Consider the following 12,978-nt stretch of genomic DNA (forward strand, 5'->3'; position numbering starts at 1 on the left):
ATGAAGAAGATTATGCTGGTGGATGACGAGATCCTGATCCGCGAGAATATAAGGGAATGTATCGATTGGGAGAAGGAGGGCTTCCTCTATTGCGGTGACGCTCCCGACGGTGAGCTGGCGCTGCCTATTATTGAAGCGCAGCTGCCCGACATTCTGATTACCGATATCAAAATGCCGTTCATGAACGGCCTGGAGCTTACCTCTGTCGTCCGCCAGAAATTCCCGCAGATCAAAATCATCATTCTCAGCGGCCATGATGACTTCCAGTATGCCCAGCAGGCGCTGCGCCTGGGGGTCGAGGATTACTGCCTGAAGCCATTCAGCGCAGCCGACCTGCTGCAGCTTCTGCGCAGCGTCAGCGCACGGATTGATGAGGAATTACGGATCAGGCACAAATATGCCTACACCCCCGAGAATCTGTTCGCCGATCTGTGCGGAGGCCTGATCAGCACCGCTGCCGCCTATGAAGCGGCGGCCCAGCTTGAGCTGCAGTTAACAGCTCCTTACTACGCCGCCGCTATATTTACTCTGCATCCTCCCAATATGGAGGAGTCCCCGGAGCTTCCCCCCGCTTCACCGGATGCTGAGGCGCTGTTAGCAGGCCTGCTCAAGGAGGCGGCCGACAGCTTCATCTACAAGCGCAGCCGCATGGAGATGGTTCTGATCTATAAAGGCAGTGATCCGCTCCGGATGAACCATACTCTGGATGACCTGTGCACGGCTGCGAAGAAGCGGCTGAGGGAAGGCTGCGGGCTGGAGCTGTCCGTCAGCCGGGGCAAGGTCTGCGAACGTCTTCAGGGCATTCACCTCTCTTATCTGGAGGCTGAGAATGACCGGATGTTCAAGCAGATGTCCAGAATGCATTCCGCCGCCATGCTTGAGGCGTATTATGACCCTAGCGCCCATGGGGTTCTGCTCGATAGAAGCCGGCTGGTCCAGTTCCTGAAGTCAGGCGACCACAGGCAGATGTCCGGCTTCCTGCTGGAGCTGTCCAAGGAGCTTGAGCAGATGAACTGGAACTCAGGATATGCCTGTTACCTGATGAACGATATCACCCTGGAGCTGGTGCAGACGGCGAAGAACGGGTTCCGCGCAGCCGCAGGCCACGCCGGCATACTCCAAGAATTGCAGACAGAGCTGAAGCAAATCTCCAGTAGTGATGACGGCCTTCAGTATCTCAAGCAGCTGTACGAGCGGCTGTGGGAATGGCGGTCCGAAGGAGCAGACAAGCACCGTGAGCTGATCGACCGGGTGAAGCAGTATATCCGTGAGCAATACGACAAGGAGCAGCTCTCCCTGAATGATATCTCCAAGGTGGTCAGGGTCAGTCCCAGCCATCTGAGCAAGACCTTCAGTCAGGCGACCGGGCAGACCATCACGGAATTCCTGACGGCTACACGTATGGACCGGGCCAAGGAGCTGCTAAAATCCACGGGGCACAAAACCTTTGAAATCGCCTATCTGGTCGGCTACAACGATCAGCATTATTTCTCCAATCTGTTCAAAAAAGTAACGGGGATGACGCCCATGGAATTCCGCAGGCAGGGAAATACCGGGGAGCAGCTGCATACGATCCGCAGAGGGGCGGGACATGCGTGAGCGTAAACAGGCTTAGGGGATGGTCCGTGGTTCTCCTGCTGCTGACGGCAGGCTTCCTGCTTGGCGGCTGTCTTAAGGCAGCCGGAGCAGCGGATATTCCTGAGAAGACAACGGGAGATTCTCCGTTAAGTGCAGGTGAAGAACCTCCGCTGACCTTCGGCATTATCTACCCTATGGTGAATGCCACTTACGAGATGATCACCGGAAAAGCGGAAGCGGTAGCGCGGAAGCATAATGTAGAGCTGCTGGTGCAAGCTCCCGATGAAGCCAATCTGGAGCAGCAGATCCGCATCATGGAGATGATGATTAAGCGGGGGGTAGACGGCATTGCGATTGCTCCGGTGGATTCGCAGGCGCTCACCGCGATGATTAACAAGGCGGCCGCCCAAGGGATACCCGTGGTCTGCTTCGAATCGGATTCGCCTGCCAGCCGGAGAGCAGCCTATATCGGGGCGGATAACCGGGCAACCGGCACAGTGATGGGACAGACGGTGGAACGTCTGCTAAGCGGCAAAGGAATGATTCTGGTGGAGTCCGGGATGTCCCGGATGCAGAGCACCCGGGAACGACTGCTGGGACTTGAGACTTACCTGACTCAGCATACGGACATTGATGTACTGGAGATCCGTCACAACGACGGCAGTGAGGAGCGGGCTGCCGGGCAGCTGGAGCAGATGATCTCGGATCATCCCCATTTCAGCGCGCTGGTGAATCTGGATTTCGTCTCCAGCACCAGCTCTGTCCTGGTCTGGAAGGCCAAGGGGCTGAAGCGTTATAACCTCGCCCTCGGCCTGACCCCGGCCTTGCAGCAAGCGCTGGATAACGGCCAGATTACCCGTGTGATCTCACAGAACGAGCAGAACTGGGGCGAGGATATTATCAACACACTGCTTCTACAGGCCAAGAGTGTAGACACAGCCAAATGGATCAACACGGATATTGCGATTATTGGGGAGTAGCCATTAATAAGACCCGGCGCTCAGCTTCAGAATCGTGCCGGTGGAAGCCGGAAGGACATCCGCATAACTCCCCAGTCCGAAATAGAAATCGCCACCCTGTTCCTCGAAGGAACGGGCGAACGTGTCCCGGCTGAAGTGGAAGACTTCGCTCCAGCCCTCCCCGCCGGCTGCGAAGCTGGAGGTGCTTTTGCGGTAGACGTAATTCGTATATTGTCCCGAGGCTTCCTTGACATAACCGAGCACATATACTGTCTCCCCGCGCTCCAGAATATCCATAGGCACTACAGCAGAGTCAGGCAACAGCTCCTTGCGCACATTCTGGAAGTTGGCCGCTGCCGAGTACAGCCCTTGCGGGATAGATTGATGGTCGTTATAGATCACACCCGGAATATAGAGCAGCCGGTCGTTCACCGGGGTCGTACGCAGGAGCTTCAGCCAAGGCTGGCCGCTGACACCGGGAACATTCACTTCACCCGCTTTGATAACGAAGCTGAGACCCGGGAACAACTGGGTACTGGTAAAAGTCAGCTTGGACGTCTGAATTCCCCCGCTTGTGCTCTGCTTGATGGAGGTCATATACCCCTTTTCATTTGGAATCCCCTGGGTCTTCCCTGCCGTGGCTGAGGACGCATACAGTGTATCGCCCAGCTCGAACAGATTGTAGGCACGCATAATCCCGTACTGCGAGACGGTACCGAAGCGGGTCCAGGTGCTGCCTCCGTTAGAAGATACGTAAATCAAGGGCCCTTCGTTAGCGCCCAGTGCTGCGTACAGCTTCCCTTTGTAGTAAGCCATATCGTATACATGGATGCCTCCGGGAATGTTCATGTATTGGTCCCAGTGATCCCCGTTCAGCCGATAAAAATTCCCGTAAGCCCACCCTGGTACCCTGGAGTCATGCCCGGGAATATACAGCTCCCCATTCAGCACCTTGAAAGTGTCGATCTGCTCATCCATGACATAGACATTGGTGGTCACCTTGCCTGTCGCCGGGTTCGTATACGTAACATCCTGCACAGAGAATTTATTCTGGGCAAGATCCCAGTAATAGATTGGAACCGGCCCCGCATTGGGCGAAGGCGCATTGTTGCTGCTGTTGCCGTGGCCCAGATAGATTTTGCCGCCAAAAAGCTGCATGTCCCAGACATTACGCGCATAAGCCGCTTTCTTGAACGGGCTGCCCAGCACTGTAATGGAAGAACTGACGTCCACAGCAGCCAGAGCCGCTGCCCCTGTCCCGATCACCTGTCCACTCTGGACAGGCGAAGCCAGTACCTGCTCCCCTCCCGCATATGATACAGCACCCAGCAGCATAAGCCCCGCACACAATCGGCTTATATGTTTTATTACTCCACGCATAGTAAATCCTCCTAATCTTTGGAATGAAGCAATGATAAACTAATTATTTGTAAAAAAGAAGATGCAGAGGAAATATTAGTACTTCCGGTATAACAGCAAGGTAAACGCGTAGCGGCAGGTCTGGGCGGGAAGACCCAGAGTTGCGGGATGCGGGATGCTATGTGGAGACCCAGAGATAGGCAGGATACGCGATGTTTATTAGGCAGGCTGAATAGTTGAGTAATGACAGGGAACAAGGTAACGGGTGTGGCTCATCGGATACAGGAAGTAACCGGCTCCAACGTACAGCTTCGAGCAGTATACAGTTGGAAAAACGTATCTTAATCCACCAGTGTACATTTTCCAACTAGTTCCAGTCCCAATTCCGGTTCCGGTAGCTTCGTTTTTCCGGGCAGGATTACACGGGAGAATTACTTTAACTAATGGCTTGCTGAGGGGTTACTTCACCCCGATTAGGAGGCAAGTTGGAGGCTTAATTGCAATTCGTACAACTAAATCGTCCGATGTGCCGCCAAATCTCCGTTTAGATGTAGTTCGTGCAATTAAAATGCCCCTATACCTGGATTTTCGCCCATCCGGGCAAATGTAGTTGCACAAAATACAATTAGAAGAGGATGTCCATCCGTTTCACTGTTTTTAGTTGCACAGAATACACTTATCCCTGTTTTTTCCCTACAAACGCAGTTTCATCCCTTACCGCTTTGTTGGAATGAAATCACTTGTTTAATTCTGATGGTCTACTAGGTTGTCCGGCGGGTAGGTATGACGAGGGATTGCACTTGGTACGTGGAAGTTTATATTACTCAAAAATCCCCTCCGGCCAGCCAGCATCCGGCCCATCTTCCGATGGGTGGACACTCGCGGCCGTGAGGGTTATATGATGTGATTCTATGCTTTACCTGCAGGGTGTTACTTCTTTACTTCTTCAGTATCCGGAAGATCATGACAGCAGCTTCCGCGCGCGTGGCTGTTCCGGTGGGATGAAGGGATTTCCCGTCTCCCCGGACAATTCCCTCTTGGACCAGTGCCGCTACACTATCAATGGCATACTTCGCCACCTTCATTCTATCTGTGTAGCCTGCCAGGTCTCCGGCACTGCCGCCGGCAGATAATTTGTTCACCACCTTCAAGGCTCTGGCTGCAATCACCATCATATCCTGCCGCGAGATTTCGCCCTTCGGATTGAAGTTGCTGCCGTCTGTTCCATTGATAATCCCCAGCTGCTTCGCAATACTGAGCGCTTCATAATAGTAGGCTCCCTGGCTTACGTCTGCAAAGCCGGAACCGGATTCCGCTTCGAGACCCAATGCTCTCACTACCAGCAGCACAAAGTCCGCTCTTGTAATGTTCTTCTCCGGGCTGAAGGTGACCGCAGAGGTTCCTTGGATGATGCCCAGACTGTACAGTGTGTCAATCGCCTCCGAAGCCCAGCTGTATTTGGCACCTACATCTTTGAACGGGCTGCTTGGCACTGGTGTCTGCGTAGGTGCTGGTGTCTGTGACGCAGCCGGTGTACCTGTTGCTCCCGGCGTCGATGTTGGTGTCGGTGTTGGCGTAGCTGTTGATGTTGGTACTGACGTCGGTACTGGCGTCGGCGTAGGTGTTGGTCTTGTTGTTGGTGTTGGCGTCGGCTCAGACGGACCGCCACTGTCTTTTAGCGTAGTTACAGAGAGGGCAGGACCATTCTTGCTCCAGTTCCCGGCTTCATCCCCGGCCTGCACCGAGAAATGATACTCTGTTCCCGCAGCAAGCCCGGTTACCTCGTACCGCAGCTCTGTTCCAGACAACGCAGCGATTTCCTCTGCTCCCCTATAGACTTTGTAGCCGGTCACTCCCGTATCGTTAGCAGCCCGCGTCCAGGTTAGTGTCAGACCGGATGCTGTGATCCGTGAGGCTTCAAGCTTGCTTCCCTCCATCCAGACCGGAGGTGTGGTGTCGGTAGCAGGCAGCGTGGTTGCTGACACAGAAGGACCACCCTCGCTCCAATTGCCGCCCGTGTCTCCCGCTTCTACTTTGAACGTATACTGCTTACCCGGCTGTAATCCCGTTACTTGATGACTGTATACAGCACCGGTTACGGTCTCCGTATACACAGCATCTGTAACCGTAATCGGCTTATCTCCGGTTCCATTCGTAATCCGGTACCCGTAGATGCCGCTGTCATCTGTGGCCGTAGCCGACCAGGTCAGCGTCAGTCCGCTACTCGTGATACCGGAAGCGGCAAGCGTGCTTCCTTCCGCCCAGACCGGCGGCGTGATGTCTTCACCTGGAAGGGTGGTCACTATAACGTACGGTCCGTCCTTACTCCAGTTCCCCGCTGCATCGCCTGCCTCTACCTTGAAGGTATATGACGTGTTCGGCAGCAATCCAGCTGCCTCATAACGATATACGGCTCCGGTTGCGGTCTCCACCGGTTCGATACCGGTTACAAGCACCGGCTCGGAATCGATCCCATTGTAGATGCGGTATCCGGTAACACCCAGATTATCCATTGCAGCCGGCCACGATAAGGTAACCCCTGTAGGCGTAATACCGGTGGCTTCAAGCTTGCTTCCCTCAGCCCACACAGGCGGAGCTGCGTCTCCCTTGCCGCTGAGAGTAAGGTTGCCGAACACCTCTGTTGATTTCGCAGCCCGGCCCAGCAGATCATTCCAGGTAGCTACGCCGATCAGATTGGACCCGGTTGCATTGTTCACCTGCGCATCGAACCGGATCTGTGTCCCGTTCTCCGGCCTCAGTGTGCGGAATGGAATCTTCATCTCCACCGTATAAGCCGTCCCTTCGGTTACCGCCGCCGATTCAAATCCCGGTGAGACCGCCGGTGTCGAATTACTGAGGAACTTAAAGGACTGCTCTCCGGCATAGTTGACCCGGTATTGCCCGTCATCCTCGCGGTACGGCCAGGCGTTGATACGGTCTTCGTCCACATAAGCTTCCACGGAGTCCTGCTTCGTCTTATCCGTGCTGGCTTTGCTTAACTGCGTATCTTTGACCTGGAACAGCACATAGAGATTCTCTTCATCCCACAGCGTCCGGGCGGTTCCTGTGGTCTCCGCTGTCGCCATCAGATGATTATCAATCCGGATCTCCGGTGCATTCGCCCAGAGGTCGTCTACGCTTCCATCAATGTCAGGGGTACCATACAGCGCCGTAGAGTTCTTAGTCTCTGGAGTCACATAGAGCGGATGCCCGGCCAGATACTTCTCAGGATCAAGGATGGCATAATACGCCGGCTTCGGTGCCAGCGAGCTGATGAACGGCAACGGATTCTGACCTGCTCTCCAGCTCGCGCTGTCTGCATATCCCCAAAGGGTGACACGCGCGATTACATCCGCATGCTTCTTGTAGATCTGGAACAATTGGGCATACAGGTTCGCCTGCTTCTCTGCCCACTCTGCTGAGAGGGAATAATTCATGCCTGCCAGCACATCCAGCTCACTGATCGAGAGCTCCACGCCCAGGGAAGCATATTTCTCAATCGCCGCTTCCACATTGGCAGGCTTGGTTCTCATGTCGTAGTGGGATTGCAGCCCGATGCCGTCAACCAGCAGCTTGCCGGGATGGGCCAGCGCATAACGGTCATTGATCTCTTTGACCATGTCATAGATGGCATCCCGCTTCTCCGGGAAATCATCGTTGAAATCATTGTAATACAGCTTGATATTCCACGACGGATGCTCATCCAGCACTTCCCTGGCGGCAAGGAATGCCTGCTCTATAAAGTCAGGGCCGACAGAATAGTACCAAGGTGACTTACGCAGCGCATCCTTCCAGTCCGTTACGGCCGGAGGACCATCCTGCATCGCCTCATTGACCACATCCCAGGAGATCACCGAATCCTTGTAATGCTCCATGACCGTAAGGATATGGGTTCTCATATTTGCCAGAGCCTCACTGCGGCTAAGATAGACCGGATTCCCCGCCCCATCCTTCACGGCATTGCCTGAAGCATCCACCTGCTGTGTGAACCACGCCGGGGTCTGGCTATGCCATACCAGCACATGTCCATGGACCTCTGCCCCCATCGCCCGGGATTTGGCAACCATATCGTCTGATTTGTTAAAGGTAAAAGCACCTTTGGTCTTCTGCAGCGCGTCCGGCTTCATCTCGTTCTCGAAGGTCACGGCATTGAAGTGATAATTGAAGAACGCATTCTGTCCGTTACCCGGATTAAGATCATTAGTGCCGGGTATATTGCCGAGCAGGAAGTCGTTCTTATACACTTCTTGGAGCGGAAGAATGCTCTCCAGACCAGTGTCTGTGAAGCTGAAATCATCGATATAGTAAGACGCAGTAGTGCTATTAGGGCTCTCTACATATAAAGTGACATCATCATGCAGATAACGGTAGGTTCCCTCCAGCTTCACCCAGTCTCCGCCTGCACTAAGCGTCTGTGTAGCCAGACTGACATAGTACGGCGTAGGTGCATTGACCTGTGCCGTCAGCTTGAGCTGTGCGCTTGCCGGGCTGATCAACTTCACCCATACCGCCGCTTTGTACTCGTTGCCGATGGTGACGGTATCCTTGACCTGGACCGCAGGTCCGTCCGGGTTAGCCGCTCTGCCTGTGACCTTCAAGGCATAAGCGCCGCCCGTGGTATGGTTAGCTTCCTTGGTGACCTCCAGCTTCACGCCAGCACTTCCCTTCGGCTGGAAGCCTTGCACGGTCCCATCTTCGAAATCTCTTACCGCCTTCATCCCCGCTGCAACAGTGAACGGGCTGACCTTTATACTGACACTTCCCTTAGTTACAGTCAGCGTGAATCCGCCTCCCTGGAGAGTAATAGCGGTCTTCACTCCCAGTTGCTTCAGCGCCTCATTGCCATCCAGAATAGCCTGTGCTTTGGCCATCAGCTTAGTGTTGTCTTCACCCTCTACTGCATTAGGAACGGTAATCCGGTTGCCAATCAAGGCCGCAGCTTCCTCTACCGCCTGCTGATCTGCAGTAATTTCCCCCGTCTCTCCCAGGGTCTTCACCAGGGTAACCCCCGAGAAGGTGACTTTGAAGTCCGTTACAGCGCTCGTATTGGTTCCGTACAACTGCACCTTGGCATCCTTGAAGAAGTCCGGGGTATACGTTGAAGGATTCCCCATCGCCAGCCAGGAAGCACCACTGTTTGTGGAGAAATAGCCTTGCACCACATTGCCTTCTTTTACAATCCGCAAGAAATAGTTCGTGCCGCTCAGATTCGTCTGATTCGTATTGTTGGTGAAGGGCTGAGTACCTATCAACCCCGAATTATTCACTTTGATATTGGAGCTTACCTTTCTGGCATTGATTCTGTAAAATTCACCGTTTGTAATCCGGCTGATGCCAAGTCCAACCTGGGCATTCTCACCCATGGACGGATCATTCAGCGGTTTGTCAACGGTGAGCTTCGCTGTCAGCGTCCAGTTGCCTTCAGCAAAGCCCGGAAGCTGCAGCATATTATGGCTGCCCGGATAGTCCGTATCGCTCTTCAAGGTCTGAATTGCCGCACCCTCCGCGCTATAGCCAAGGGCAGTCTGCGGATCAGCCGGATTGATGACTTCCCAGCCCGCCGGAAGGCCAGCCGCGAAATCAATGACTTCGTTCGTACTGAAGAAGATTTTATAAGTCTTGATCTGTTCTCCTTTGACGAACCGGACCACTGCCGTGCCCTGCGCACTGTCCGCCTGCGAGATACTCACAAGCTCAGCCGGATCGCTGGTTACCGCTGTAACCTTCGGAATGGCGTTCCCGGTGACTGTATATTTATATTCATGCTTCGCTTCGTCAAAATCAGACGGCTGAACGCCATCAATAAAGAGGTTGTGCGACACGACCGCCTCAGGAGTAAGCGACATTTGGTCGGCATACAGGATGTTCGCATCCTTCGCATACACCGCCAGGACCACCTTCGCTGTGCCTGCGGGTTCCTCATACGTGAATGGCTGATTAGGCGTCTCATGCCAGTCCGCCACCTTCACATCCACGGGCTGGAAGGAGCTTAAGCTAAGCGGCCCGCCCTCAAGAATGCGTCCGACGAACTTGCCGCCCGCCCAGTATGCAGGATCACCGGCTTCACGGGCTGCGTACGGTTCAGGCATATCGCGGCCATTGATCGGAGTCATTCCGAGCTGATTCCCGTTCCCGTCGTAATACACCAGCGCCGCTTCGACATCACCCGGATGCTCTGCAGCAACATCATAGCTGTCCGGGCGGCTCATCATCGAGAGGAAGTAGCCCTTGAAGTTATAGCTCTCTCCCTTGTTCAGCTTACCGGTAACATCCTGCCACATTCCATCATACTGCTGCGCAGCGTCGATGCGGCCAGCAAGCTTGCCGGAACCGGCAACCTTCGAGGTCGAGCTGTTCTTCAAGTAACGTGACAGACCCGAATAGCTTTGTATGGTATCCGCCGTTAACACTGGTCCTGCAGCAGCAGGTTCAAAGGTTCCCTTGTTGTAACGTCCGGCAGACCAGTTGTCTGTATTGGAAGCGGTTGCCGTATCAAAATCCCCGTTGAGCAGCAGATTGCCCGGAAGGGATACTGTAGAATTGTTGGCGGCAGTACTCCAGTCGGAATCGCCTGCTCCGAACAGGAAGCGGTCAACGGTGATCGTACCCGCAGTCCCGTTCGGTTCGGCCACAATATACAGATCCTTATGGCCGTAAGCACTAAGATCGCCTGTATCGACCATGTCCTGGAATTTGCCGTAGCTGTCATTGGCCGGTACCGGAATCTCTGCGACCCGCGTACCTTGGGACAGGATATCGGCGCTGCTGCCGGCAGCGGCCCCCACCGGAAGCACATAAGCAGCAAGCTTGCCTCCCTGCGCCGACTTACTCTGGGCGGTAAGATACAGCAAGTGTCTGCGGACCACACCGCCGTTCGCCGAGCCGTCTGCAAAATTCACATTATTGTAAGCGAGATAACCGCCTGCACCCAGTGTCACTGCCTCATTGGCACGGCCCGCATTACCTGCACTGTCGCCGGGCACGCTGTTGTCATTCCCCTCTGCTTCCAGCGTGGAGAAGATATCGCGCTCCCCGTCCAGCCCCTGATAGGTGGCAAAGGTTCCCTTGGACGGAACAACCGTCACAACGCTTGCGGACGGAATATCAATGACGAACTTGCCGCCCGATACAGGAATCGTACCCAGCTTCTTCTGGTTCTCGCTTCCCGAGGTGCGGAACACCGTCACACTATCTGTTCCTGCCGGGAAGTCCTTCAAATTGAATTCCAGCGGCTGAACGCTGTCATCGTTGTTGGCACTTGATACCGTCATCGAGAAATCACCTGTAGCCGGATTCTTGAAGCCGACCACATTCAGATCAGGCGCCGGTACGCGTGTAACCTCAAAGCGCACATCGCCGGGATTCATGAACCGGGAGAAATGACCGTAGCTGTAAAAGCGCTTGAACAACCGGTATTCACCGGTCAGTGTGCTGATCCGTCCCGGCTCCTGCTGGGAGTTGGTCGTCACGAAGCGGATGAGGTCAGAGCCGTCTGCTCCGTTGCTGTCCCACATGCTCCACCAGACAAAGCCGGTGAAGCCCGGGTTGCTGGTGAACATATTGGTCATCAGATTAGACCAGCGCACGGCATCATTAATATTCTGATTGCCGTAGCGCTGCGTATACGCTCCAGCCGAACCGTCACCGGTGTCCTGGTTCATGAATTCTGCCTGCCAGAGCTTATACTTAGTAAGATATTCGGGATACTTGCTTCCATCCTTGGTATAATCCAGAGGATTCTTGGAGAAATCCCCGGTGTGGTACAGCTTGTTCTCATCCGTACCGATGCCAACTGTACCGTAGAGATGGGTAGTGAATACATCGAGATAGGGATTCTTGTCGAGCGCATTATCCGGGTCCGTCTGCGAGAACACCTCGCCGCCTCTGCTTAAGGAAGCGCCCAGATTGGTGCCGTCCACTGCGGCAAGCTGGGGAATGAAGTCAATGAGCTTGCCTTCCGGGTTCTTAATATCATAGAGGTCGCCGCCAGGCTGCATCGATTTTTTCAAGGCAGGTCCGATGTAACCGTTAATCAGTTCCGTAACGTAAGCAGCTGAGCCGCCCGCCAGATCGACTTCGTTGAAGGGGTTGATGTGGGTAACCGGAATCCCATACTGCTCCCACATCCCGCGGATATAATTGACAAGATAATCTGCATAGGCCTGATAGTATATTTTGACCGGTTTTCCGCCAATGGTGGCGATGTCGCCACGGACAATTTTGCTGGGAGAATTGGTGTTGGACTGGCTCATCCAGTAGGGTACGGTCCAGGTGCAGGCGTAGAATTGCTTGACGCCATACTGCTGTGCCTGGCGCATGGTCCAGACCTGATCGATATCGAACAGCTCTTTGCGGGTACGCGGGGAATTCTTGATGACTACAGGCTGTTCACCGGGCTTACTGAGGAGATTGGTCGGGCCGCCGTCGTCATTGCCGATCGGCTGATTCCAGGAGGGATAATCCCATACAAAGTCTTGCACAGGTACAAGCGTTCCAGGAGCATGCTCCGGTTCAACCGGCCAGATGCTGTCGGTATTGCCGTCATAATAGCGGTTCTCCGCTTCGATCTTGTAGCCGTATTGTCCTGCTGTTCCACGCATGGGAATGGCATTCCCCTCAATGTCAAAGCCGGGATTATTCACATCGGCCAGAAGACTGGTGAGCGGGTTGAACCCCGGGCTTGCCGCAGTAGCCCCGGAAGTCGTCAGGCCGCCGTTGTCACCGATGATCACCCGGACAATGTCGTGACCTGTACCCTTCTGTTCACTGAAGGTCAGATCCAGCAGATGCCGGACCGTATCCTGATGGCCGGCCGAAGCGAGCTGCAGCATATGGACGGAATCCGTATACGCATAGGCAGCTCCTACACCATCCATCGTCTGATAGCTCTTGTACCAATCGGCGGTTACCTGTGCCGGAGCAACAGCAGCCTGCATGGCAGCAGCCGGAGCAGCTTGAAGCGGGTTAGAGAATGGCATAGGGGTAATGACGGATAGCAGCAGCACACCAGCCATTGAAACTGAGAGTGCCTTTCTCCTGATCTTTTTACTCATCCTAGAGATTCCTCCTCTTGTATGCGCTT

4 protein-coding genes are annotated in these 12,978 nt (G+C 54.5%); 2 read left to right on the forward strand and 2 right to left on the reverse strand.

From position 1 onward, the window contains the following. Together MKY64_RS14820 and MKY64_RS14825 are read left to right on the forward strand one after the other, a co-directional pair. Nucleotides 1-1,599, forward strand: coding sequence for a response regulator transcription factor (locus MKY64_RS14820; protein ID WP_051478367.1), 1,599 nt, complete (start codon nucleotides 1-3; stop codon nucleotides 1,597-1,599). After that, nucleotides 1,596-2,558 carry a sugar ABC transporter substrate-binding protein gene (locus MKY64_RS14825; protein ID WP_235192013.1) on the forward strand — a complete coding sequence of 321 codons (963 nt, stop codon included), beginning with the start codon at nucleotides 1,596-1,598 and terminating at the stop codon, nucleotides 2,556-2,558. Before MKY64_RS14820 ends, MKY64_RS14825 begins: the two co-directional genes overlap by 4 nt. A 3-nt stretch (nucleotides 2,559-2,561) precedes the next feature. Here MKY64_RS14825 and MKY64_RS14830 read toward each other — a convergent pair whose 3' ends face one another. Both MKY64_RS14830 and MKY64_RS14835 read right to left on the reverse strand, forming a co-directional pair. Next, the gene (locus MKY64_RS14830; RefSeq protein ID WP_340953848.1) at nucleotides 2,562-3,917 is read right to left on the reverse strand and encodes a hypothetical protein; all 1,356 of its coding nucleotides are present in this window, start codon (nucleotides 3,915-3,917) and stop codon (nucleotides 2,562-2,564) included. A 917-nt stretch (nucleotides 3,918-4,834) separates the two neighbouring features. Beyond that, entirely contained in the window at nucleotides 4,835-12,949 is an 8,115-nt protein-coding gene (locus MKY64_RS14835) for an endo-1,4-beta-xylanase (RefSeq protein WP_340953852.1), read from the reverse strand. Nucleotides 12,950-12,978: the final 29 nt, after the last annotated feature.

Origin of the sequence: Paenibacillus sp. FSL R7-0210 (assembly GCF_038009085.1) — a bacterium.
Lineage (GTDB): Bacteria > Bacillota > Bacilli > Paenibacillales > Paenibacillaceae > Paenibacillus_AQ > Paenibacillus_AQ silagei.

Excerpts from the sequence above, each read along its gene's own strand:
- MKY64_RS14820 (WP_051478367.1), top strand. The coding sequence starts at position 1 with ATGAAGAAGATTATGCTGGTGGATGACGAGATCCTGATCCGCGAGAAT.
- MKY64_RS14835 (WP_340953852.1), bottom strand. The coding sequence starts at position 12,949 with ATGAGTAAAAAGATCAGGAGAAAGGCACTCTCAGTTTCAATGGCTGGT.
- MKY64_RS14830 (WP_340953848.1), bottom strand. The coding sequence starts at position 3,917 with ATGCGTGGAGTAATAAAACATATAAGCCGATTGTGTGCGGGGCTTATG.